A 21730-nucleotide genomic window follows, 5' to 3' on the forward strand; every position below is an offset into this window, starting at 1 on the left:
CCATGGACATGACTCCTCACGACCTCATCCTGCTGCGGCTCGAGATCGACGCGCTGAACGCGGAATTCGCCTATCTGATCGATCACGACCAGTCCGAGCGCGTGCCCGATCTCTTCACCGAGGACGGCGTCTATGGCCGCTCGACCGGCCAGCGCAGCGTCGGGCGCGAGGCCATCCGCGACAGCTACCAGCGCCGCAAGGACCACGGACCGCGCACGGCCCGGCACATCTTCAGCAATCTCAGGCTGACCCCGCTCGCCGACGGTCTCGTCGGCGGCTCCTGCATCCTCACCCTCTTCGCCAGGGACGGCTATCCGCCGCATCCGGCCGAGCCCCTGGTCGTCGCCGATTACGACGATGTCTATGAGCGCGGCGCGGATGGGCGCTGGCGTTTCAAGCAGCGCCTGATCACCTGGATCTTCGCGCGGGAAGGCGCCTCGTCCCCGCTCGCGCTCGGCGCCCAGGAGACGAAGCGTTGAGCGAGCTCGATCCCGGCGCCGAAACCTATGACTACCTGATCATCGGGGGCGGTTCGGCGGGCTGCACCCTGGCGGCCCGCCTTTCGGAAGACCCCGGCGTGAGCGTGCTCGTGGTCGAGGCCGGCAAGGACATCACCAAGGCGACGGCCACAGCCGACGTTCTGTCCAACTACCCCGGCAAGGCCTATTTCAACCCGGACTATACGTGGCGCGGCCTGCAGGCGCGCCTGGGCGGCGGGCGCGGCAACGACCCCGAGGCGGGGCGGATCGCGCGCTACGAGCAGGCGCGGCTGCTCGGCGGCGGATCGAGCATCAACGGGCTCTGCGCCAATCGCGGCGCGCCAACCGACTATGACGAGTGGGAGGGCATGGGTGCCGAGGGCTGGAGCTGGGAAACGGTGCTTCCCTATTTCCGCAAGCTCGAGCGCGACCTGAATTTCTCGGGCCCGCTGCACGGCTGCGACGGCCCGATCGCCATCAGCCGCTTCCCGAGGGCCGACTGGTCGGGCTTCGTCCAGGCCGTGGCCGGCGAGCTTGGCCGCCAGGGCTATCCCTTCATCGAGGATCAGAACGGCGACTGGCGGGACGGCGTCATGCCGGTCGCGACCTCGGTCGACGAGAACGGCCAGCGGGTTTCCTGCGCCTATGCCTATCTCGACCCGGGCGCGCGGGCGCGGCCCAATCTGACCGTGCTGACCGAGACCGAGGTCGAGCGGATCGTCTTCGAGGGCAGGCAGGCCATCGGCGCGGTCGTCGCCACCGGCAGCGGCGCGCGCCGGACGGTGAAGGCGCGTGAGACGATCCTGAGCTGCGGCACGATCCACAGCCCCGCCATGCTGATGCGCAGCGGCATCGGCCCGGCCCCGGATCTGGCCGAGCTCGGCATCGCGGTCGTCGCCGACCGGCGCGGCGTCGGGCGCAACCTGATCGAGCACCCGGTCATCTCGGTCTCCTGCCTGCTCGCGCCCGCGGCCCGGATGAGGCAGGCGGAGCGCCACCACACCCAGGCGCATTTCCGCTATTCGTCGCGACTGGAGGACTGCCCGCAAGGCGATATGCGCCTGGCGGTCATCGCCAGATCCGGCTGGCACGCCATGGGGCGCCGGATCGGCACGTTCTATGTCTGGGTCGACAAGGCCTATTCGCGCGGCAGCGTGCGGCTGGCTGGCGCGGGCGCGGAGCCGGTCGTCGATTTCCGGATGCTGTCGGACGAGCGCGACATGCGCAGGCTGCGCGAGGCCTTCCGCTTCGTTGCGGGGCTGGCGCGCTCGGAGAGCGTGGCGAAGATCTCCAGCACGGCGTTCCCGGCCAATTACTCCGACCGCGTCAGGCGCTATTCCTCGCCGGGGTTGCGCAACCAGGTCGTGATGCAGCTCTTCGCGTCGATGCTCGACGCGCTGCCGGCGATGCGGCCCTGGCTGATCCGGAAATTCGTCACCGAAGGGGCCTCGATGTCCGAGATCCTGCGCGACGACACGGTTCTCGATGCCTACATCACCAGGAGCGTCACGGGCGTGTGGCACCCCGTCGGCACCTGCCGGATGGGCGAGGCGGGCGATCCGCTGGCCGTCACCGACAGCAGCGGGCGCGTTCACGGCGTCGACGGGCTTCGCGTCTGCGACGCGTCGGTGATGCCGTCGATCCCCTGCGCCAACACCAACCTGCCGACGATCATGGTCGCCGAGCGCATCAGCGACCTGATCAAGCAGGAGCGGGCCGCCGCCGCGTCCGGCGCCGTGGCTTCCGCGGCCTGAGACGACACCGAGGCCGCGCCTGCCGCCACCCCTGTCCACGATCGGAACGAACGATGACCGCAACCGTGCAACTCTATATCGACGGCGCCTGGCGCGACGGCCATGGCAACCGGACGCTCGATGTCGTCGACCCGGCGACGGGCCAGAAGCATGGCGCGGTCGCCGTCGCGGGGATCGAGGATCTGGAGGATGCCTGCGCCGCCGCGGCGAAAGGCTTCCGCCAATGGCGCGCGACCTCGGCCTATGAGCGCTGCAAGCTGATGCGCAAGGCCGCGGCGCTGATCCGCGAGCGGCTCGAGGATATCGCGCCGCTCTTGACGCGCGAGCAGGGCAAGCCGATGGCGCAGGCCCGCCAGGAGGTCGAATCCTCGGCCGATATCCTCGACTGGTTCGCCGAGGAAGGCCGGCGGGTCTATGGCCGCATCATCCCCTCGCGCGTGCCCGACGTGACGCTCACGGTCCGGCGCGAGCCGGTGGGGCCGGTCGCCGCCTTCAGCCCGTGGAATTTCCCGCTGGCGCAGGCGGCCCGGAAGATCGGGGCGGCGATCGGGAGCGGCTGCTCGATCATCCTGAAAGGGCCCGAGGAGACGCCCGCCGCGCTCGCCCGGATCGTGGCGGCGCTGGGCGATGCCGGCATTCCCGCCGGTGTCGTGAACCTCGTCTACGGGGTGCCGAGCCAGATCTCCGGCTTCCTCATTCCGCATCCGGTGATCCGCAAGGTCTCGTTCACCGGCTCGACCGCCGTCGGCAAGGAGCTGGCGAGCCTGGCCGGCGCCCATATGAAGCGCGTGACGATGGAGCTCGGCGGCCATTCCCCGACGATCGTGTTCGAGGACGCCAATCTCGAGCTTGCCGCGAAGCTCCTGACCGGCTTCAAATTCCGCAATGCCGGGCAGGTCTGCACCTCGCCGACGCGCATCCTCGTCCATGAAAAGGTCTATGGCGCGTTCAAGGACAATCTCGTCGCGCATGCGCGCGCCCTGAAGGTCGGCAGCGGCTTCGAGGCCGATGTCGACATGGGGCCGCTGGCGAATCCGCGCCGCGTCCAGGCCATGGAAAGCCTGACGCAGGATGCCGTCGACGTTGGCGGCGCCGTCGCGACCGGCGGGCGCCGCATCGGCAACCAGGGCAATTTCTTCGAGCCGACCATCCTCGAGAACGTGCCGCGTTCCGCCAGGATCATGAACGACGAGCCCTTCGGCCCGATCATGATGATGCAGCCCTTCGCCGATTTCGATGCCATGATCGCCGAGGCGAACCGGCTTCCCTACGGGCTGGCGGCCTATGCCTATACCCGCTCGGCCAGCACGGCGGCGAAGGTGAGCGAAGCCGTCGAATCCGGCATGGTCTCGATCAACCATCACGGGCTCGGCCTGCCGGAGACGCCGTTCGGCGGGGTGAAGGACAGCGGCTACGGATCGGAAGGCGGCAGCGAGGCGATGGAAGCCTATCTCGTCTCCAAATTCGTCACGCATTCGACGGTGGACTGATCTTACGATGCGCATAACGGGCTTCGAAGTCTTCCTGCTGGGCCTGCCCGCCGACGAGCCGCTCGGTCTCGAGCCGGCGAATCCGAACGGCAAGCGGCCGAACGTCCTGTTGCTGCTCCAGACCGATGCGGGCGTCGAGGGGGTGGGCTTCACCTTCCTCGGCGCGGGGCTGTCGCGCGCGCTCAAGGTCGCGGTCGAGGACATGGCCACGCTCTGCATCGGCTTCGATCCCGCGCAGCACGATGCGATCATCGCCAGGATCGTCGCGGCGGCCGGCGGCTCGGGGCCTGCCGGCATCTTCACGCTCGCGCTCGCGGCGATCGACATCGCGCTCTGGGACATCCGCGCCAAGGTCGCAGGCCAGCCGCTCTGGCAGTTGCTTGGGGCCGACGGCTCGCGCGTGCCGACCTATGCCAGCGGCGCGCTGATGCGCGAGCTCGACCTCGACGCGATCCAGCGCTCCTGCGGGCGCCTCGTCGCGGCGGGCCATAGGCAGGTCAAGATGCAGCTCGCCTTGCCGGGGGAGCATCGCCCCGATGTGGAGATCGACCGCATCCGCAGGATCCGCGAGGCGCTCGGCCCCGATGTCGCGTTGATGTGCGACATCAACCAGCGCTGGAGCGTGCAGCGGGCGATCGAGATGGGCGAGGCGCTGGCTGAGTTCGATCTCACCTGGATCGAGGATCCGGCGCCGGCCGATGATTTTCCCGGCCAGGCGCGCGCCAACGCCGCGCTGCCGATGCCGGTCGCGGCCGGCGAATACATCTACGGCCTCAGCGGCTTCCGGCTTCTGCTGGATCTCGCTCCGCCGGATTTCGTGATGATCGATCCGTTCCGCGCCGGAGGCATCACGCCCTGGCTTAAGATCGCCAGGCTCGCCGAGGCGCTGGGCAAGCCCGTGGTCAGCCATCTCGCCCCGGAGATCCAGCTGCATCTGATCGCGGCGATCCCCAACGGCTACACGGTCGAATACATGCCGTGGTCCTATGCCATGTTCAAGGATGTGCCATGGCCGAAGGCAGGCTATCTGGAGCTCGGCGAGGCGCCGGGGCTCGGCCTCGAGCCCGACCGGGCGGCCATCGCCCGCTTCCAGCTGTCATAGGCCGGGGCTATCCGGTTGCCTGCAGGTCGACGGCGGCGATCTTGGGCGAAAGCCGCGCGCCCAGCCACTGGCCGCTGATGACGAGCTCGCGCGCGACTTCCTCGACCAGGGCCATCACGGTCGCCGCCGCGGGCGACAAGGTCGCCTCGTCGGCATGGCAGAGCACGATGCGACGATGGCACCCGCCTTCGGCGAAAGGCTTGGCGCTGACGCGGCCCTGATCGATGTCCATGCTCAGGCACCCGCCCGGCAGCAGCGACACGCCGAGCCCGGCTTCGACGCACTGGACGATCAACGCGATCGCATCGACCTCGTACTGAACGTTCAGGGGCAGCAATCGGGCGCGAAAATGCCCTTCGGCCGAGGCACGCAGGCCGTTTCCGACGGAAGGCAGGACGAATTCGCGACTGGAGGCCTCGAGGAAGGAGATATGAATGCCCCTTTCGCCGTCGCCGTCCGGGATCGGCTCGACGAACAGCAGCTCCTCCTCGACGAGCGGCCTGCAGACGAGCCCCGACGCGGAGTGGGGCGTCGCCATGATCGTGAAGTCGAGCTTGCCGCCACGCAGGTTGTTGCCGAGCACATGGGTATGCTCCTGCTTGAGCTCGATACGGACATCCGGATAGCGGGCCCGGGTCCGCTGCAGCATCGGCAGCGCGAGCACCGTCATCAGGCTGTGGGGCAGCCCGACGGTGACCACGCCGGACGGCCGCTCGATCGATTTGCGGACGTCGAGCCGCGCCCGGTCCAGCTGCTTGAAGACGATCTGGCAATGCTCGTAGAGCCGCGCCCCGGCCTCCGTCGTCGCGACGCCCTTGGCCGAACGCTGCAGAAGCGGCGTTCCGAACGCGTCCTCCAGCGCCTGAATGCTCTTGCTGAGGGCCGGCTGGGCGACGTGCAGGGTCTCCGCCGCCTTGCTGATGCTGCGCGCCTCGACGACATGGCTGAAATAGCGAAGCTTTCGGAGATCCATCGTCGGTCGTGCCAGAGCCATTCCTCACGGGAATGCCCCCAAAACAACATGATATTTGCCGACTGTCCAATTCAAGGGTGAACTGCCGTTGTCGTTTCCTGGGATGCGCGGTTCGAAACCAGCATGGGGAAGGGCTCGGTCATAACCTTCTCGCATGGGCGCTTTCGTGATGCCGGTCACCCGTTCTCCCGCGATGCGAAGCAAGCTGTTCGTGCCGGGCTCGCGTCCGGAGCTCTTCGACAAGGCCTGGAACTCGGCGGCCGATGCGATCTCCTTCGACCTGGAGGACGCTGTCGCCGCCGACCGGAAGGCGGAGGCCCGCGACCATGTCGCCGCCTCGCTCGCGCAATATGCCGGGCACGCCAAGATCGCGATCGTGCGGGTCAATCCCTGGGGCGAGGAGCTGTTCGACGACGATATGGACGCCGTCGTCCGGCCCGGCCTCGATATCGTCAACCTGCCGAAGATCGAGAGCCCCGAGCCGATCCTGGCGACCGCGCGCCTGCTCGACCGGCTGGAGAGCGAGCGCGGGATCGGGCGCCGCATCGGCATCCTCGCCAATATCGAGACGCCGCGCGGGTTGCGGATGGCGGCGGAGATCGCGCTCTCCCACGAGCGGGTGATCGGGCTGCAGCTCGGCTTCGGCGACCTGTTCGAGCCGCTGGCGATCGAGCGCAGTCCGGCTGCGCTGCTGCCGGTGCGGCTCGCGGTGCGCTTCGCCGCGGCGGAAGCCGGCATCGACGCCTTCGACGGCGCCTTCGTCGCGGTCGCGGACGACGGGGCCTATCGCGCCGATGCCGAGGGGGGGCGCGCGGTCGGCCTTGCCGGCAAGAGCTGCGTCCATCCGAGCCAGATCGCGATCGCGAACGCGGTGTTCTTCCCGCGCCCGGCCGAGATCGAGAACGCCCGGCGCATCGTCGCCACCGCCGACGAGATGCTGGCGCGCGGCGTCGGCGCCTTCACCGTGGACGGCGTGATGGCGGACGGCCCCTTCATCGCCCGCGCCCGCGCCATCCTCGAACTCGCGCGATCGGCAGGGCAGGATGTCTGAGACCACCGAACGCGAACAGGCGAGCGCGAAGGGGCCTCTCGAAGGCCTGCGCGTGATCGACTGCGCCACCCTCTTCGCCGGCCCGATCATCTCGACCCTGATGGGCGATTTCGGCGCCGACGTGATCAAGATCGAGCACCCCGCCGGCGATCCGCTGCGCAACATGGGCGCCAAGAAGGACGGCCAGGGCCTGTGGTGGAAAACCACGGCGCGCAACAAGCGCTGCATCGCGCTCGACCTCAAGGCGCCGGCCGACGCCGGGATCTTCAAGGCGCTCGTCGCCGACGCGGATATCCTCGTCGAGAATTTCCGCACCGGCACCCTCGAAAGCTGGGGCCTGGGCTGGGACGTGCTGTCGAAGATCAACCCGCGCCTGGTCATGGTGCGCGTCACGGGCTTCGGCCAGACCGGCCCCTATAGCCGCCGCGCCGGCTTCGGCACGCTGGCCGAGGCGATGTCCGGCTTCGCCCACATCACCGGGCAGCCGGACGGCCCGCCGACGCTGCCGCCCTTCGGCCTCGCCGACGGCATCGCCGCCTATTACGGCTGTTTTTCCGCGATGTTCGCGATCTACGAGCGCGATGTCCGCGGCAGCGGCAAGGGGCAGTACATCGATCTGGCGATCTACGAGCCGATCTTCGCGCTGCTCGGACCGCAGCCGATCATCTTCGACCAGCTCGGCATCATCCAGAACCGCACCGGCAACCGCTCGGTCAACAACGCGCCGCGCAACGCCTATCGCACCCGGGACGGCCGCTGGGTGGCGCTCTCGGCGGCCGCGCCGAGCATCGTCCGGCGCGTGCTCGATCTGACCGGCGGCCCCGGGACGGCGGACGATCCGCGCTTCCAGACCAATCTCGACCGCATCAAGCATGTGGAGGAGATCGACGCGATCGTCGGCGGCTGGATCGCGCGGCACGATCTCGACGAGGTGCTCGAGACCTTCGAACGGGTCGAAGCCGCGATCGCGCCGATCTATGATATCGAGCAGATCTTCCGCGATCCGCAATTCGTCGCGCGCAACTCCGTCGTCTCGGTGCCGGATCAGGACCTCGGGCCGGTCAGGATGCAGAATGTCTTCCCGGTGATGTCACGCACGCCTGGCGCGATCAGGCGCACCGGTGGCAACATCGACCAGGATCGCGACGAGATCCTGTCGGAACTGCGCCTGCGTGGGCGGTTGCCCGCGCCCACCACCCAGGAGGGATCTTCCTCATGACGCGCGTCTGGCGGCCGAGCCCGGAGAACCCCCGCGATTTCGTCGGCTATGGCCGCAGGCGGCCGGACCCGCGCTGGCCCGGCAAGGCCCGCGTCGCGGTCAATTTCGCGATCAACTACGAGGAAGGCTCGGAATACAGCGTGCCGGACGGCAGCGGGCGCACCGAGCTCGGCCTCGCCGAGGCGCCGGGCGGGCGGGTGCCCGCCGGCCAGCGCGACCTCGCCTTCGAGACCATGTACGAATACGGCAGCCGCGTCGGCATCTGGCGGCTTTTCCAGCTCTTTCAGGAGCGCGGCCTGCCGGCGACGCTGTTCGGCTGCGCGGTCGCGCTCGAACGCAACCCCGATGTCGCGGAAGCCTTCGTCGCCTCCAACTTCGATCTCTGCTGCCATGGCTGGCGCTGGGAGGAGCATTTCCGGCTGAGCGAGGAAGAGGAGCGCGAACGCATCGCGCTCGCCATCGCCTCGCTCAAGCGCACCACCGGCGAACGTCCGCTCGGCTGGTACTGCCGCTTCGGGCCGAGCGAGAACACCCGCAGGCTCGTCGTGGAGGAGGGCGGCTTCCTCTACGATTCCGACGCGTATAACGACGAATTGCCCTATTGGGTCGAGGTCTCGGGTAAGAACCATCTCATCGTGCCCTATACGATGGATGCCAATGACGGGAAATTCGCCGCTCCGGCCGGTTTCTCGTCGCCGGACCATTTCGAGAGCTATCTCAAGGCGGCCTTCGACCAGCTCTATGCGGAGGGGGCGGAGCAGCCCGGCCTGATGTCGATCGGCCTGCATCCGCGCATCACCGGCCGCCCGGCGCGCGCGCGGGCGCTCGCCAATGTCCTCGACCACATCATGAAGCACGACCGTGTCTGGGTCTGCGGGCGCCTCGACATCGCGCGGCACTGGCATGCGCAGCACGCGCCCTCGGAAACCGACCGATGAATGCGACCGTCATGAGACCCTGGGACGCTTTCCTGACCGAGGCCGACCGTGCCGTGCTCGCGCGCGGCCGCTTCGCGCAGCGCATGGGCTTCGGCGCCAAGCCCGCCATCGTGGTGATCGACGCGCAGCGCTACATGGTCGGCGAGCGCGGCATCCGCGACGAGCGCTATCCGTCCTCCTGCGGCGAGATCGGCTGGGCGGCGGTCGACCGCATCGCGGCGATCCTCGACGCGGGCCGCGCGGCCGGCGTGCCGATCTTCCTGACCCGCTTCGCGCTCGATGCCAGCGGCGACGACATCGGGGTCTATGGCCGCAAGCGCGCCTTCATGAAGGAGCGCGACGACTGGTGCATCGACGGGACCGAGGGCGCCGAGCTCCTGCCCGAGGTCGGCCCGAAGCGGGGCGACATCGTCTTCGTCAAGAAGAAGCCGAGCGGCTTCCACGGCACGCCGCTCCTCGGCTATCTGATCGAGCGCAACGTCGACACCGTGATCGTGCTCGGCGGCGCCACCAGCAACTGCGTGCGCGCCACGGTGTTCGACGCCGCATCCTACAATTACCGGGCGATCGTGCCGGCGGACGCGGTCTTCGACCGGCTGCCGGTCTCCCACGCCATCAGCCTCTTCGACATGGACCGGCAATTCGCCGACGTGACGGATGCAGCCTCGGTCATCGCCGAGCTGCAGAACAACAGCCAAAGGGGGTAATCCGATGAGACATCTGACTTTGACGGCGCTCGCGCTCGCCGCCTCGACATTCACCGCGCAGGCCCAGGAGACCTGGCGCATCGGCGCGCTCTTCCCGCTGACCGGCAGCCTCGCGCTGCTCGGCAACGAGAACCTCAACGGCGCCCGCATCGCCGTCGAGATGATCAACGAGAAGGGCGGGATCGACGGCAAGAAGGTCGAGCTCGTCCAGGGCGACGCCTCGACGCCGGACAAGGCGCAGTCGGAAGCCGAGCGCCTCGCCTCGCTGGAAAACCTCCAGATCATCACCGGCACCTATTCGAGCGGCCTGTCCTATGCGGCAAGCCAGGTGGTGGAGCGGCGCGGCGGACTCTACTGGGAGACCGGCGGCATCGCCGACGGCCTGACCCAGCGCGGCTTCAGCGGCTATTTCCGCATCGTCTTCACCGCGAGCTCGAACGGCCAGCTCGCCGCGACCATCGCCTCCGACCTGATCGCGCCGAAGCTCGGCAAGAAGCCGGCCGATCTCACCGTGCTCGTCGTGCACGAGGATTCCGACTACGGCACCTCCGTCGCGACGGCGGCCGAGAACAAGGCGAAGGAGCTCGGCTTCAAGGTGGCCGGCCGCCTGCCCTACAAGGCGGTGACCACCGATCTCTCCTCGCTCGTGCTGCGCATGAAGGCGAGCGGCGCCGACATCGTCATCGCCTCGTCCTACGCCAACGACGCGCTGCTGATCCAGCGCCAGATGAAGCAGCTCGGCGTCAATGTCGGCGCCTTCATCGGCACCGGCGGCATCTACGGCCTGGCGAGCTTCGGCGAGGGCCTGGGCTCGGCCGTCAACGGCATCTTCGATACCGAGGGCTCGGCGGCGATCAACCCGGCCGCGCTCTCGGAGGAGGCCCGCGGGCTGCTCGCCGAATTCCAGAAGCGCTTCCAGGCGAGCCAGGGCAAGGCGCCCTCCTATGTCGGCACCCAGGGCTTCGTCGGCACCTACGTCCTGCTCGACAAGGTGCTGCGTGCCGCCGGAGCCGCCGACCCGGCGAAGCTGAAGGCCGCCGCGCTGGCGCTCGACATCCCCTATGGCGGCACCGCGCTCGGCTGGGGCGTCAAGTTCGCCGGGCCGGGCAACGCGATGCAGGGCCAGAACGAGCGCGCCTTCCCGGTCGCGCAGCAATGGCAGAACGGCAAGCTCGTCGTCGTCGCGCCGGCGAACGTCAAGACGGCCGAGCCGATCCTGGTGCCGCTGCCGGCCTGGGACAAGCGCTGACATAAAGCCGCGGCGGCCGGTCAAGCCGGCTGCCGCCCTCAAGCGGACAAGAGATGCTCGACATCCTTCCCCAATTGCTGGTCTCGGGCCTGCTCATCGGCGGCGTCTACGGCTTGCTGTCGATCGGCCTGACCCTGATCTTCGGCGTCCTGCGCATCGTCAACTTCGCGCAGGGCGAGTTCATCATGCTCGCCATGTTCGGGGCCTTCTGGCTGCATGCGCTGTGGGGGATCGACCCCTATCTGTCGATCTTCATCGTGACGCCGGTGGTCTTCGGCCTCGGGCTGCTGACCGAGCGTGTGGTGATCAAGCCGATCCTGCACGCGCCGCACGCGATGCAGATCTTCGCGACCTTCGGCCTGTCGGTGGTGCTGCAGAACATCGCGCTGACCTTCTGGGGGCCGGATTACCGCTCGGTGCAGACCGAATATGCCGCGCAATCCTTCATCGTCGGCAACGTCGCGATTTCCGCGACCTCGCTCTACGCCTTCCTGATCGCCTTTCTGATGGCGGGCGTGCTGATCGCCTTTCTGCAGTTCTCGCGGGACGGCAAGGCGCTGCGCGCCCTGGTCCAGAACCGGTATGCCGCCTCGCTGATGGGGGTGAACACGGAGCGGCTGAACCGGATCGCCTTCGGCGCCGGCGTCGCCTGCGCGGCGGTCGCAGGCTGCGTCCTGACGCCGATGTACTACACGTTCCCGACCGCCGGCGTGGACCTGATCATCACGGCCTTCGTCGTCGTCGTGCTCGGCGGGCTCGGCAGCGTCGCCGGCGCCATGGTCGGCGGGCTGATCATCGGCATCACCCAGACGCTGACCGGCTTCTTCATCTCGGTCGAGCTCAAGGACGTGATCGCGCTCATCCTCTTCATCCTGATCCTGCTCATTCGTCCACAAGGGCTGTTCGGCCGCGCCGGCATGGAAGAGGTCGGCACCAAATGAGCATGCTGTTCAACGACTACTACCTCAACATCCTGGTGATGACCTGCCTGTGGGCGGCGCTGTCGGGCGCCTGGAACCTGATGGCCGGCTATGGCGGCCTGGTCTCGCTCGGGCAGTCCGCCTTCTTCGGCATCGGCGCCTATGTCACGGCGATCGTCTACACGAAGTACGGGATCTCGCCCTGGTTCGGGCTGATCGCCGGCGTGATCGTCACGACCGGGCTCGCGGTCGTGATCAGCTGGCCCTGCTTTCGGCTGCGCGGCGCCTTCTTCTCGCTGGCGACGCTCGTCTTCCCGATCGCGATGGAGATCGTCGCCAACAACTGGAGCGAATTCACGCGCGGGCCGAGCGGCATCGCCATTCCGTTCCGGCCGGGCCTCGACACCTTCATCTTCGCGTCGCGCTGGGCCTATCTCATCGCCGCCTTCGCCCTGATGATGATCGTCTACGGCATCACCCGCTGGATGCATCGCGGCAAGCTCGGGCTCTACCTGATCGCCGTGCGCGACGACGAGGCCACGGCGCAGAGCATGGGCATCAACACGGTCAAGGTGAAGCTGATCGTCACCATGATGAGCGCGGCGCTGACGGCGGTCGGCGGCTTCTTCTACGCGCAGTACATCCTGTTCCTCGACCCGCCGAGCGTGTTCTCGATCAATATCTCCGTGCAGATCGCCCTGCTCAGCATCATCGGCGGGCTCGGCACGCCGCTCGGCCCGATCGTCGGCTCGCTGGTGATGACGCCGCTGGACGGTGCGCTCAGCCAGTTCTTCGGCGGCGGGCCGCGCCTCCTGATCTACGGCATCGCGCTGCTCGGCGCGGTGCTGCTCGCCCCGAAGGGCATCGTCGGGACGGTGAAGGCATGGCGGCGCAAATGAGCGGGACGTCGCAACCGGGCGCCCCCGGCGCGGAGCTGATGCGCGCGAGCGGGCTCGTGCTGCGTTTCGGCGGGCTTACCGCCGTCAACGAGGTGTCGCTGAGCGTCGGCGATCGCGAGATCGTCGGCCTGATCGGGCCCAACGGCGCGGGCAAGACCACGCTGTTCAACATCCTGAGCGGCCAGCTCAAGCCGGATGCCGGCAGCGTGCATTTCGCCGGCAAGGACATCACCGGCGCCTCGGCCGCGACCTGCGCGCGCGCCGGCCTCGGCCGTACCTTCCAGATCGTCAAGCCGCTCACCAGCCTCACCGTGCACGAGAACGTCACGGTCGGCGCGCTGCTGCATCACCCGCTGGCGGCCGCGCGCGAGAAGGCGGCTCAGATCGTGCGCCGCGTCGGCATGGCAGCGGTGCTCGACCAGCAGGCCGGCAGCCTGACGCTCGAGGCGCGCAAGCGGCTCGAGCTCGCGCGCGCGCTCTCGATCGAGCCGAAGCTCCTGCTGCTCGACGAGATCCTGGCCGGCCTCAACCCCTCCGAGGTCAACGAGAGCATTCACCTCATCCGCAGCTTCTCCCGCGAGGACGGGCTCGCCGTGATCATGATCGAGCACAATCTGCACGCCGTGATGTCGCTCGCCGACAAGGTCGTGGTGCTCGACTACGGCCGCAAGATCGCCGAGGGCCAGCCGCAGGATGTGGTCCGCGATCCCGCCGTCGTCGCGGCCTATCTCGGGAGCGACGACTGATGGCGCTCGAAATCTCCGATCTCGTCGCCGGCTATGGCGACATCACGGTCCTGCGCGGCGTCTCCTGCACCGTGCCGGCGCAGGGCGTCGTCGCGCTGCTCGGCGCCAACGGCGCCGGCAAGACGACGACGCTCAACGCCATTTCCGGGCTCCAGGTCTCCGTGGACAGCGGCGCGATCCGGCTGGAAGGCGCCGATATCACCCGCATGCCGGCGCATGAGCGCGTCGAGGCCGGCATTGCCCATGTGCCGCAGGGGCGCCAGCTCTTCCCCTTCATGAGCGTGCGCGAGAACCTCGAGCTCGGCAGCTATGCGCCGCGGGCGCGCGGGCACGAGAAGGAGGTGCTCGACTGGGTCTTCGGCATCTTTCCGCGGCTCAAGGAGCGGCTTGCGCAGCAGGCGGGCTCGCTCTCCGGCGGCGAGCAGCAGATGTGCGCCATCGCGCGCGGGCTGATGTCGAAGCCGCGCTTCCTGCTGCTGGACGAGCCCTCGCTCGGCCTCGCGCCGATCGTGGTCAAGCAGGTCATGTCGGTGATCGGCCAGATCGCGGCGCAGGGCATCGGTATCCTGCTGGTCGAGCAGAACGTCGCCCTGGCGCTGAAGCAGGCGCAATACGCCTATGTGCTGGAGCATTCGGAAATCACCATCCAGGGCCCGGCGGCCGAACTCCAGAACGACGACCGTGTCAGGAAGGCCTATCTCGGTCTTTGACCGGGCCATGCGAGGGAGCGTGCCATGGATTTGCAGCTTGCCGGCAAGGTAGCACTCGTGACCGGTGCCAGCGTCGGGCTCGGCCGGGCGATCGCCCAGCTCCTCGCGGACGAGGGCTGCCGGCTGGCGATCGTCGCGCGGGGAGAGGAGCGGCTGCGGAAGGCCGCCGACGAGATCGCCGCCACGGGACATGAGAGGCCGCTGGTGATCGTCGCCGACATCACGGCGCGCGATTCGGCCGAGACGATCCGGACCCGGGTCCTGGCCGCATTCGGCCGGCTCGACATCCTGGTCAACAATGCCGGCGGCTCGCGCCCCTTCGACGGCTTCGGCACGCGCGAGCAATGGGACGAGGCGATGGCGCTGAACTTCCATGCGGGCCGGGAGCTCGCCCATGCCTTCGTGCCGGCGATGCAGGCGCAGCGGTTCGGCCGCATCATCAACCTCACCGGCGGCGACGAGCCGGTGGCGCTGAATGGCGGCGTGCCGCCCAACGGCGCCACCCATATCTGGGCGAAGGCCCTGTCCCGCGTCGTCGGCAAGGACGGCATCACGGTGAACTCGATCCCGCCGGGGCGCCTGCATTCCGAACAGATCGACCAGCGGCTCCTGCCGACGGCGGAGGCGCAGCGCAAATGGGTCGATGACAATTGCCCCGCCGGCTATATCGGCGAACCGCAGGACCTGGCCGTCCTCGTCGCTTTCCTGGCTTCGCCGCTGGCCCGGTACATCACCGGACAGGTCATCCATGTCGACGGCGGAGCGCGTCGCTTCTCGCACTGAGAATGCCGCGCCATCGCCGCCGGCAGGGCCATGGAGAGCTCGCGTGATCGAGCGCCGGGACGGAAGCTTCACGACAGGCGGCGAGACGCTTCGCTACAGCTGGACGTTGCCGCGGGACGCTTCGGCCGGGAGCATGCTCTATCTGCACGGCGGCGGGTCCGGCAATCGCCGGCGTATCGACGACCTGGCCCGCGCGCTCGCCGCGCGCGGCATCGCGACCTTCGCCTTCGACTTCTCGGGCCACGGCGACAGCTCGGGCCTCATGTCCCGATCGAGCCTGCGACTGCGGCTCGAGCAGGCCTGCGCCGCCGTGGAAACCATGGGCGGCAGCGGGCCCGATATCGTCATGGGCAACAGCATGGGCGGCTATGTCGCCGCCGAGCTGCTCGCATGCCTTCAGCCGCGCCTGCTCGTGCTGTCCTGCCCCGCGCTTTATGTCGCCGAGGCCTTCGACGTGCCGTTCGACCAGCGCTTCACCGCGATTCTACGGCAAAGCCGGACATTCGACGGCGCGCGCCCTTTGCCCCTCCTGCGCGCCTTTCGCGGCAATGCGCTGCTCGTCACGGCGGGACAGGATCGCGTCATTCCGCGCCCGGTGATCGATACCTATCGCCGTGCCTTGCGGCAGACCACGCTCGACCTTCTCGATTTCCCGGATGCGCCGCACCAGATCCACGACTGGATCGCTCAGGATTCAACGCGCATCGCATTGCTGGCCGCGCGGATCGCGGGCGCATCGTCGCTTCAAGTTGCGCAGCTCAATCCCAGTCCGGCGCGAACGGCGTCCTGTCCCTGGTGGTGAGCCGCAGATTCGTGGCTGTCAGCGCATCGATCCGGGCCATGTCCACGCTCGACAGCGTGAAATCCATGATCTCGAAATTGTGGCGGATATGATCGGGCTTGGTCGACATGGTGTTGATCGATACGCCCTTCTGCAGAATCCAGCGAAGCGCGATCTGCCCGGCTTCCTTGCCGTAAGCTTCGCCGAGCTGCGCGAACAGGTCGTGCTTGAAGATGGCGCCGCGCGCGACCGAGCAATAGGACGCCAGCGGAATCGCGAGCTCGCTTGCGGCCGACAGCAATTTGCCCTGATCGAGCAAGGGGTGGAACTCGACCTGGTTGGTGACGATCGGCCCCTCGATGTGATCCTTGGCGATCTTCATCATGCCGATGGTGTAGTTGCTGACGCCGATATGCCTGGCGTAGCCGCGCTCCTTGGCTTTCTGAAGCCATTCGAGCGAGGGCCGGACCTCTCCCCCGATCGGCGGCCAGTGCAGCAGGAGAACATCGACGAAGGACAGCCCAAGCGCCCTGAGGCTCGTCTCGACGCTGGGCAGGAATTCGTCCGGGCCGAAATTCGCGGCCCTCACCTTCGTCGTGATGCAGAAATCGTCGCGCGGGATGCCCGATTCCGCGATGACTTGCCCGACCTCGGCCTCGTTCTCATAGCTCTGGGCCGTGTCGATGGCGCGGTAGCCGGCCGCAAGCGCGTGCCTCAGCGCGTCCTTCAGCGCTTCGCCCTTCAGGGGATAGGTTCCGAAGGAGCGCTGGAAGCTCTTCCTGAAATAGATGCTGGACATCGATCTGCCCCCCGGAGCGTCGCGTCGTCTTCAAAAAAGGTGCACCCGCAGCCGGGCGCGCCTACAAAACATGTCGGGGCGATCGTCTCAACTCTGCAGATGGACGATGTGGGTCTGGATGTATTCGTAGAGCCCGTGCTTGACGCCCGCGCCGCCGCCGATCCCGGATTTCCGCGTTCCGGCGTGGAAGCCTTGCATCGCCCGGGCCGCCGCGCAGGCGGTAGGCTCTGCCGAAATCATCTGGTAAAGCATTCATCTCACTTAGTGAAAAAATAGCGCAGGCTCCAGGAGTGTGAACGCATGCTCGGTTTTCGATTCCACAACCCAACCGTCGTTCATTTCGGCCAGGGGTCGATCGCCAGGCTCGCGGAGGCCGTCCCGCCGGAAGCGCGCGTCTTGCTGCTGTTCGGCGGGGGCAGCATCAAGCGCAATGGCGTGCACGCCGAGGTTCGCGCGGCGCTTGAAGGGCGCCACGTCGTCGAGTTCGGAGGCATCGAGCCGAACCCGGTCTATGAGACGATCATGCGGGCGGCGGCGCTCGCCCGCAGCGAGCGCGTCGATCTGATCCTGGCGGTCGGCGGCGGCTCCGTCGCCGATGCCGGCAAGTTCCTGGCTGCGGTCACGCCGCTCGATCCGGCGCTGGATCCCTGGGATCACTGGATCGAGAACGGCCCGCCGGCGCAGGTGCTGCCGGTCGGTGTCGTGCTGACGCTGCCGGCGACGGGCTCCGAGAGCAACCCGGTCTCGGTGATCTCGCACCGGGCGCGCGGCCTCAAATTGCCCTTTGCCAGTGAGGCGACGCGGCCGCAATTCGCCGTTCTCGACCCGTCGACGATGGCGAGCCTCGATCGGCGCCAGCGCGAGAACGGCGTCGTCGACGCCTTCACCCATGTCGTCGAGCAGTATCTCACCTACGACGTCACCGCGCCGGTGCAGCATGGCTTCAGCGAGACCCTGATGCGCGTCCTGATCGAATGGGGGCCGAAGCTCGTGAGCGAGAACAGCGACGAGGCCCGTGCGACGGTGATGTGGGCTGCGAACCAGGCGTTGAACGGCCTGATCGGCGCAGGCGTGCCGCAGGATTGGTCGACGCATATGATCGGGCACGCGATGACGGCCGCCTACGGCGTCGACCACGCCCGCACGCTGACGGCGGTGATGCCGTCCCTGCTGCGCTTCAAGCGCGCCGAAAAGCGGGGGATGCTGCTGCGCTATGCCCGCAAGGTCTGGGACATCGCCGAGCCGGACGCCGATGCCGCCATCGAGGACGCGATCGCGCGCACCGAAGCGTTCTTCCGTCAGATGGGCTGCCCGGCCCGGCTTGCAGAGCTCGCCCCGGTGGCCGTCGATCCCGAGCTGATCGTGCGGCATCTCGCGGAGGTCGGGCAGACCGCGCTCGGCGAGCGGAACGACATCGGGCTTGACGAAGCGCGCCGGATCCTGGCGCTGGCCGCCTGAGGCCCCGGCTGGCTACGGCCTCAGCCGCCCATGCGCTGCGAGACCACCGCCGCCGAGTCCTTGAGCGCGCTGGCGAGACGCGGCAGTGCGGCCGAGGTCAGGCGGAAGGCGGGGAGCTGGAAGGCGATGCAGCCCAGCACCTGGCCATTCGGGTCGAAAAACGGCGCCGCGAGCCCGACGGAGTTGAGCGTGCGGTGGGATTGCGTCAGCGCATAGCCCTCGGCGCGGATGCGGGAAAGATGCGCGCGCAGCTCGTCGGGGTCGAGCGCTGTGCCGTGAACGTCCGTCGCCGTGTTCGTCTCGATGGCGCGCTCGATCTCGGGCGGGCTCAGATGAGCCAGCATGCTGCGGCCGACGGCGCCCCAGACGAGCGGGGCCGGCTTGTTGAGCTCGACGACGTATCGCATCGGGTCGGCGGGGGCGGCGCTCGCCGCGAAATGCATCCGCAACTGCTTGCGCTCCAGGATGCCGAGCATCGAGGTTTCCTGGAATTGCGCCGTGAGCTTGCCGAGCAGCGGCTCCGCCACGCTGACATAAGGCATGCGGGCGCTGAGCTTGCCGGCCATCCGGAACAGCTCGGTCCCCGCGTTGAACAGGCCCCTTTCGGGTTGCGCGGCGAAGCCGCTTTCCGCCAGACGCCGGAGCAGGCGGTGGACGGTGCTGACCGGCAGGCCCAGCTCCTCGGCCGCCTGCCTGACCGTCAGCGAGGCGTGATCCGACAGCAGGCTCAACAGCCGCAGCACGCGATTGATGGCGCCGTTTTCCATGTCCGCTCCGCTAAAGCATGTGCCGATCGGATGGCAATACGCTCCGATCGGATCGGGTGTTCCTGGCCCGTCCCTCGTCGCGGACCGGCCGAAAGGGAGCCGCCACAAAGCGTTTGACAAGCTCGCCCAATGCCATAACCTTCCATTAAATGAAATTGATATCTCATTCAATGAGATATTTAGCGCTTCGGCGCCGGGTGGACGCACGAGGATCATCGTCGATGGCGACTGTTTTGGGATCGGGCTCATATCGCTACGAGCCGCAGGAGAACTGGGCCAAGCTGCCGGAGGGCTGGGCGCTCGGCGAGGTCGCCGCCGTGGCGGTGGACGACCGGGATCGCGTCTATGTCTTCAACCGCAGCGAACGGCCGATGATGGTCTTCGACCGGGACGGCAACTTTCTCTCGACCTGGGGGGCGGATCTCTTCAAATGGCCGCATGGGCTCCATATCGGCCCCGACCAGTCGATCTACTGCACGGACGAGGGCAGCCACACGGTCTGCAAGTGCTCGCTCGACGGAAAGCTTCAGCTGCGCATCGGGACGCCCGGGCAGTCCGCGCCACGAATGAGCGGCAAGCCCTTCAACCGCTGCACCCATACCGCGCTCTCGCCCAGTGGCGAGATCTATGTGACCGACGGCTACGGCAACGCCTCCGTGCACAAATACGCGCCTGACGGGACCTGGCTTCTGTCCTGGGGCATGCCGGGCACCGACCGCGGGCAGTTCAACCTGCCCCACAACATCGTCTGCGATGCGGATGGCTGGGTCTATGTCGCCGATCGCGAGAACCACCGCATCCAGATCTTCGACGGCAACGGCCGCTACGAGGGGCAGTGGAACAACCTGCACCGCCCGAGCGCGCTGTTCATGACGCCGGGGCCGTGCCCGATCTGCTTCGTCGGCGAAATCGGGCCCTATCTGGCGGTCAACCGCGACACGCCCAATCTCGGCCCGCGCATCAGCATCCTCGACAAGGGGGAGGTGGTCGGGCGCCTCGACAGCCAGGGCGGGCCCGGCACCGGCGCGGCGCAGTTCACTTCGCCGCACGGCCTGGCGCTCGATTCGCGGGGCGATCTCTATGTCGGCGAGGTCACGGCCTCGGCCTGGCCGTCACTGTTCCCCGGGCAGCCCAAGCCCGCCGTGCTCAACTCGCTCAAGAAGTTCCGGCGCATTCCCGACAGCGCGTGAGGAGACTGGCGGATGTCGCTCTCCGGCAGCCGGGCGGCGTGGTTCAGTGCCCATATCGGCGATCTTTTCACCGAATTGCCGCTCGATCAGCGGATCGCGGCGAGCGGCTATGACGGCCTCGTCGGCTGCGGGAACGGGATTGAGGAAGGCCCGCCGGGCAGCCTCGAGGCAACGCAAAAAGGGAGAGGAAAGACATGAGGAAACTGGCATTCGCCCTGACGGCGGCACTGGTGCTCGCCGGTCCCGCCGCAGCCCAGACCTACCCGGTCAAGGGCAAGACGATCACGACGATCGTGCCCTCGACGGCCGGCGGCGGCACCGATACGGCGGCCCGGCTGATCGCGCCGCTTCTGGAGAAGCTGCTCGGAACGACCGTCGAGGTCGTCAACAAGCCCGGCGCATCGATGCAGATCGGCATGGGCGAGGCGGCGCGCGCCAAGCCCGACGGCTACACGCTGATCTGGTCGGTGCTGCCGACCTTCGCCAGCATCTATCTCGACGAGGAGCGCAAGTCGCCCTTCAAGCGCGACAGCCTCAAGCCGATCGTGATGTATTACGGCGCGCCCTTCGGCATCGCGGTCCAGGCCTCGAGCCCGCACAAGACGCTGAAGGATCTCGTCGACGCGGCCAAGGCGAGCCCCGGCAAGCTGCGCAGCGGCACGACCGGCTTCATGTCGACCGGCCATTTCGCCAACATCGCCTTCCAGCAGGGAACCGGCACGCAGATGGCGACGGTGAACTTCCAGGGCGGCGGTCCGCAGGTCACGGCGCTGCTCGGCGGGCATATCGACGTGGGCTTCAACTCGATCGGCGAGCTGGTCTCGCAGCAGAAGAGCGGCGCGCTGCGCATCCTCGCCGTGATGGACGAGCAGCGCAGCCCGCTGCTGCCCGAAGTGCCGACGACCCGCGAAGCCGGCTTCGAGGTCTCTCCCATCGGCTCCGACATCGGCCTCTCGGCGCCGGCCGGCACCCCGGACGCCATCGTCCAGCAGCTCGCCGCGGCGATGAAGACGGCGATGGCCGATGGCGAGCTCAAGGCCAAGATGCTCGAGATCGGCAACACCGTGACCTATCTCGACCCGGCGGCCTATACGAAGTTCTGGGACAATGTCGACGCCCGCTTCAAGCCGCTGATCGAGGCCGCGCGCAAGCAGGGCCAGTGACCGGCGAGGCGGCCCGCGGCGCGGACGCGCCGCGGGGCAGGGAGGCAGCCATGGCGGATATGCGAAGGGTCTACCAGGTGACCGGGCTCGTGATCCTGGCCGCCGCCGGCGCCCTGATCCACGGCGCCTCCGCGATGCAGTACTATTCCTCGCTGGGTCCCGGACCCGGCTTCTTCCCGCTCTGGCTGGCGGGGTGCCTCGCGGTGCTGGCGGTCGCGATGATCGCCCAGGCGAGCTTCGGCGCAGCCGAAGCCATGCCGGATGATTTCTGGCCGGATCGCGGCGGGGCGATCAGGGTTCTGGGCCTTGTCGTCGCGCTCGCCGGCGTGGCCTGGTTCCTGGAGAGCGCCGGCTTTGCCGTCACGGTGTTCGCCATGAGCCTGCTCGCGCTGCGCCTGCTCGGGCAAGGTTCCATGCTCCAAACGCTTCTCGCCGCGGCCATCGCCGGCTTCGGCGCCTATTTCGTCTTCACGCGATGGCTCGGCGTCCAGCTGCCGGCGGGCCTGCTCGCATCGTAACCCGCCCTTTCGCCACCGCCGGGGGAACCTCGTC

23 protein-coding genes are annotated in these 21730 nt (G+C 68.1%); 20 read left to right on the forward strand and 3 right to left on the reverse strand.

Translation table 11 applies throughout. The features are described 5' to 3' along the window. The first annotated feature begins 8 nt into the window (after positions 1 to 8). The 4 genes from M9917_RS11695 to M9917_RS11710 are packed head-to-tail and all read left to right on the forward strand — an operon-like array spanning position 9 to position 4825. Positions 9 to 479, forward strand: coding sequence for a nuclear transport factor 2 family protein (locus M9917_RS11695; protein ID WP_297253848.1), 471 nt, complete (start codon positions 9 to 11; stop codon positions 477 to 479). Continuing rightward, complete coding sequence (locus tag M9917_RS11700) at positions 476 to 2233, forward strand: GMC family oxidoreductase (protein WP_297253850.1); 1758 nt, start codon at positions 476 to 478, stop codon at positions 2231 to 2233. Before M9917_RS11695 ends, M9917_RS11700 begins: the two co-directional genes overlap by 4 nt. A 53-nt stretch (positions 2234 to 2286) precedes the next feature. Continuing rightward, entirely contained in the window at positions 2287 to 3723 is a 1437-nt protein-coding gene (locus M9917_RS11705; protein ID WP_297253852.1) for an NAD-dependent succinate-semialdehyde dehydrogenase, read from the forward strand. Between the two features lie 7 nt (positions 3724 to 3730). Beyond that, on the forward strand, positions 3731 to 4825 hold the full coding sequence (locus M9917_RS11710; RefSeq protein WP_297253854.1) for a mandelate racemase/muconate lactonizing enzyme family protein: 1095 nt from the start codon (positions 3731 to 3733) through the stop codon (positions 4823 to 4825). A gap of 7 nt (positions 4826 to 4832) precedes the next feature. Here M9917_RS11710 and M9917_RS11715 read toward each other — a convergent pair whose 3' ends face one another. After that, positions 4833 to 5798 carry a LysR family transcriptional regulator gene (locus M9917_RS11715; protein WP_297253855.1) on the reverse strand — a complete coding sequence of 322 codons (966 nt, stop codon included), beginning with the start codon at positions 5796 to 5798 and terminating at the stop codon, positions 4833 to 4835. 169 nt (positions 5799 to 5967) lie between these two features. On the opposite strand from M9917_RS11715, the gene M9917_RS11720 reads away from it, so the two are divergent. The 11 genes from M9917_RS11720 to M9917_RS11770 are packed head-to-tail and all read left to right on the forward strand — an operon-like array spanning position 5968 to position 15822. Continuing rightward, positions 5968 to 6849, forward strand: coding sequence for an HpcH/HpaI aldolase/citrate lyase family protein (locus M9917_RS11720; protein WP_297253857.1), 882 nt, complete (start codon positions 5968 to 5970; stop codon positions 6847 to 6849). Then, positions 6842 to 8068 (forward strand): CaiB/BaiF CoA transferase family protein, encoded by a 1227-nt coding sequence (locus M9917_RS11725; protein WP_297253858.1) that lies wholly within the window; start codon positions 6842 to 6844, stop codon positions 8066 to 8068. The genes M9917_RS11720 and M9917_RS11725 overlap by 8 nt, the downstream gene beginning before the upstream one ends. Next, positions 8065 to 9006, forward strand: a complete 942-nt coding sequence (locus tag M9917_RS11730; protein ID WP_297253860.1) for an allantoinase PuuE — start codon at positions 8065 to 8067, stop codon at positions 9004 to 9006. Before M9917_RS11725 ends, M9917_RS11730 begins: the two co-directional genes overlap by 4 nt. Beyond that, positions 9003 to 9713, forward strand: a complete 711-nt coding sequence (locus M9917_RS11735; RefSeq protein WP_297253861.1) for a cysteine hydrolase family protein — start codon at positions 9003 to 9005, stop codon at positions 9711 to 9713. The genes M9917_RS11730 and M9917_RS11735 overlap by 4 nt, the downstream gene beginning before the upstream one ends. A gap of 4 nt (positions 9714 to 9717) precedes the next feature. Then, positions 9718 to 10962 carry an ABC transporter substrate-binding protein gene (locus M9917_RS11740; RefSeq protein ID WP_297253863.1) on the forward strand — a complete coding sequence of 415 codons (1245 nt, stop codon included), beginning with the start codon at positions 9718 to 9720 and terminating at the stop codon, positions 10960 to 10962. Positions 10963 to 11015: 53 nt separating this feature from the next. Beyond that, positions 11016 to 11903: a branched-chain amino acid ABC transporter permease gene (locus M9917_RS11745; RefSeq protein WP_297253864.1), complete on the forward strand. Its 888-nt coding sequence runs from the start codon at positions 11016 to 11018 to the stop codon at positions 11901 to 11903. Continuing rightward, positions 11900 to 12781 (forward strand): branched-chain amino acid ABC transporter permease, encoded by an 882-nt coding sequence (locus M9917_RS11750; RefSeq protein ID WP_297253866.1) that lies wholly within the window; start codon positions 11900 to 11902, stop codon positions 12779 to 12781. Before M9917_RS11745 ends, M9917_RS11750 begins: the two co-directional genes overlap by 4 nt. Further along, positions 12778 to 13527 carry an ABC transporter ATP-binding protein gene (locus tag M9917_RS11755; protein ID WP_465246352.1) on the forward strand — a complete coding sequence of 250 codons (750 nt, stop codon included), beginning with the start codon at positions 12778 to 12780 and terminating at the stop codon, positions 13525 to 13527. The genes M9917_RS11750 and M9917_RS11755 overlap by 4 nt, the downstream gene beginning before the upstream one ends. Next, a complete protein-coding gene (locus M9917_RS11760) occupies positions 13527 to 14237 on the forward strand; it encodes an ABC transporter ATP-binding protein (protein ID WP_297253868.1) in 711 nt (236 codons plus the stop codon). The genes M9917_RS11755 and M9917_RS11760 overlap by 1 nt, the downstream gene beginning before the upstream one ends. 24 nt (positions 14238 to 14261) lie before the next feature. Beyond that, positions 14262 to 15020 (forward strand): SDR family NAD(P)-dependent oxidoreductase, encoded by a 759-nt coding sequence (locus tag M9917_RS11765; RefSeq protein WP_297253870.1) that lies wholly within the window; start codon positions 14262 to 14264, stop codon positions 15018 to 15020. A gap of 43 nt (positions 15021 to 15063) precedes the next feature. Then, the gene (locus tag M9917_RS11770) at positions 15064 to 15822 is read left to right on the forward strand and encodes an alpha/beta hydrolase (protein ID WP_297253872.1); all 759 of its coding nucleotides are present in this window, start codon (positions 15064 to 15066) and stop codon (positions 15820 to 15822) included. Here the strand turns inward: M9917_RS11770 and M9917_RS11775 are convergent. Continuing rightward, positions 15779 to 16600 carry an aldo/keto reductase gene (locus M9917_RS11775; RefSeq protein WP_297253874.1) on the reverse strand — a complete coding sequence of 274 codons (822 nt, stop codon included), beginning with the start codon at positions 16598 to 16600 and terminating at the stop codon, positions 15779 to 15781. The genes M9917_RS11770 and M9917_RS11775 overlap by 44 nt on opposite strands. A gap of 300 nt (positions 16601 to 16900) precedes the next feature. Here M9917_RS11775 and M9917_RS11780 point away from each other — a divergent pair, with 300 nt between their 5' ends. Then, the gene (locus M9917_RS11780; protein WP_297253876.1) at positions 16901 to 18058 is read left to right on the forward strand and encodes an iron-containing alcohol dehydrogenase; all 1158 of its coding nucleotides are present in this window, start codon (positions 16901 to 16903) and stop codon (positions 18056 to 18058) included. Positions 18059 to 18078: 20 nt separating this feature from the next. Here the strand turns inward: M9917_RS11780 and M9917_RS11785 are convergent, their stop codons facing one another. After that, positions 18079 to 18825, reverse strand: a complete 747-nt coding sequence (locus M9917_RS11785; protein WP_297253878.1) for an IclR family transcriptional regulator — start codon at positions 18823 to 18825, stop codon at positions 18079 to 18081. A gap of 221 nt (positions 18826 to 19046) precedes the next feature. On the opposite strand from M9917_RS11785, the gene M9917_RS11790 reads away from it, so the two are divergent. From M9917_RS11790 to M9917_RS11805, 4 genes are read left to right on the forward strand one after another with little or no spacing between them, the layout of a single operon-like run. Further along, on the forward strand, positions 19047 to 20015 hold the full coding sequence (locus M9917_RS11790) for a peptidyl-alpha-hydroxyglycine alpha-amidating lyase family protein (protein ID WP_297253880.1): 969 nt from the start codon (positions 19047 to 19049) through the stop codon (positions 20013 to 20015). Positions 20016 to 20027: 12 nt separating this feature from the next. Continuing rightward, positions 20028 to 20213, forward strand: a complete 186-nt coding sequence (locus tag M9917_RS11795; protein WP_297253882.1) for a hypothetical protein — start codon at positions 20028 to 20030, stop codon at positions 20211 to 20213. Beyond that, positions 20210 to 21178 (forward strand): Bug family tripartite tricarboxylate transporter substrate binding protein, encoded by a 969-nt coding sequence (locus tag M9917_RS11800; protein ID WP_297253884.1) that lies wholly within the window; start codon positions 20210 to 20212, stop codon positions 21176 to 21178. Before M9917_RS11795 ends, M9917_RS11800 begins: the two co-directional genes overlap by 4 nt. Positions 21179 to 21228: 50 nt before the next feature. Continuing rightward, complete coding sequence (locus M9917_RS11805) at positions 21229 to 21696, forward strand: tripartite tricarboxylate transporter TctB family protein (RefSeq protein WP_297253886.1); 468 nt, start codon at positions 21229 to 21231, stop codon at positions 21694 to 21696. Positions 21697 to 21730: the final 34 nt, after the last annotated feature.

Origin of the sequence: Bosea sp. (in: a-proteobacteria), assembly GCF_023953965.1 — a bacterium.
Lineage (GTDB): Bacteria > Pseudomonadota > Alphaproteobacteria > Rhizobiales > Beijerinckiaceae > Allobosea.

Bases quoted from the DNA above. Each gene is read 5' to 3' on its own strand.
- M9917_RS11725 (WP_297253858.1), top strand. From the start codon at position 6,842: ATGTCTGAGACCACCGAACGCGAACAGGCGAGCGCGAAGGGGCCTCTC.
- M9917_RS11705 (WP_297253852.1), top strand. From the start codon at position 2,287: ATGACCGCAACCGTGCAACTCTATATCGACGGCGCCTGGCGCGACGGC.
- M9917_RS11785 (WP_297253878.1), bottom strand. From the start codon at position 18,825: ATGGAAAACGGCGCCATCAATCGCGTGCTGCGGCTGTTGAGCCTGCTG.
- M9917_RS11805 (WP_297253886.1), top strand. From the start codon at position 21,229: ATGGCGGATATGCGAAGGGTCTACCAGGTGACCGGGCTCGTGATCCTG.
- M9917_RS11740 (WP_297253863.1), top strand. From the start codon at position 9,718: ATGAGACATCTGACTTTGACGGCGCTCGCGCTCGCCGCCTCGACATTC.
- M9917_RS11760 (WP_297253868.1), top strand. From the start codon at position 13,527: ATGGCGCTCGAAATCTCCGATCTCGTCGCCGGCTATGGCGACATCACG.
- M9917_RS11710 (WP_297253854.1), top strand. From the start codon at position 3,731: ATGCGCATAACGGGCTTCGAAGTCTTCCTGCTGGGCCTGCCCGCCGAC.
- M9917_RS11730 (WP_297253860.1), top strand. From the start codon at position 8,065: ATGACGCGCGTCTGGCGGCCGAGCCCGGAGAACCCCCGCGATTTCGTC.
- M9917_RS11745 (WP_297253864.1), top strand. From the start codon at position 11,016: ATGCTCGACATCCTTCCCCAATTGCTGGTCTCGGGCCTGCTCATCGGC.
- M9917_RS11720 (WP_297253857.1), top strand. From the start codon at position 5,968: ATGCCGGTCACCCGTTCTCCCGCGATGCGAAGCAAGCTGTTCGTGCCG.
- M9917_RS11755 (WP_465246352.1), top strand. From the start codon at position 12,778: ATGAGCGGGACGTCGCAACCGGGCGCCCCCGGCGCGGAGCTGATGCGC.
- M9917_RS11795 (WP_297253882.1), top strand. From the start codon at position 20,028: ATGTCGCTCTCCGGCAGCCGGGCGGCGTGGTTCAGTGCCCATATCGGC.
- M9917_RS11780 (WP_297253876.1), top strand. From the start codon at position 16,901: ATGCTCGGTTTTCGATTCCACAACCCAACCGTCGTTCATTTCGGCCAG.
- M9917_RS11765 (WP_297253870.1), top strand. From the start codon at position 14,262: ATGGATTTGCAGCTTGCCGGCAAGGTAGCACTCGTGACCGGTGCCAGC.
- M9917_RS11715 (WP_297253855.1), bottom strand. From the start codon at position 5,798: ATGGATCTCCGAAAGCTTCGCTATTTCAGCCATGTCGTCGAGGCGCGC.
- M9917_RS11790 (WP_297253880.1), top strand. From the start codon at position 19,047: ATGGCGACTGTTTTGGGATCGGGCTCATATCGCTACGAGCCGCAGGAG.
- M9917_RS11735 (WP_297253861.1), top strand. From the start codon at position 9,003: ATGAATGCGACCGTCATGAGACCCTGGGACGCTTTCCTGACCGAGGCC.
- M9917_RS11695 (WP_297253848.1), top strand. From the start codon at position 9: ATGACTCCTCACGACCTCATCCTGCTGCGGCTCGAGATCGACGCGCTG.
- M9917_RS11750 (WP_297253866.1), top strand. From the start codon at position 11,900: ATGAGCATGCTGTTCAACGACTACTACCTCAACATCCTGGTGATGACC.
- M9917_RS11800 (WP_297253884.1), top strand. From the start codon at position 20,210: ATGAGGAAACTGGCATTCGCCCTGACGGCGGCACTGGTGCTCGCCGGT.
- M9917_RS11775 (WP_297253874.1), bottom strand. From the start codon at position 16,600: ATGTCCAGCATCTATTTCAGGAAGAGCTTCCAGCGCTCCTTCGGAACC.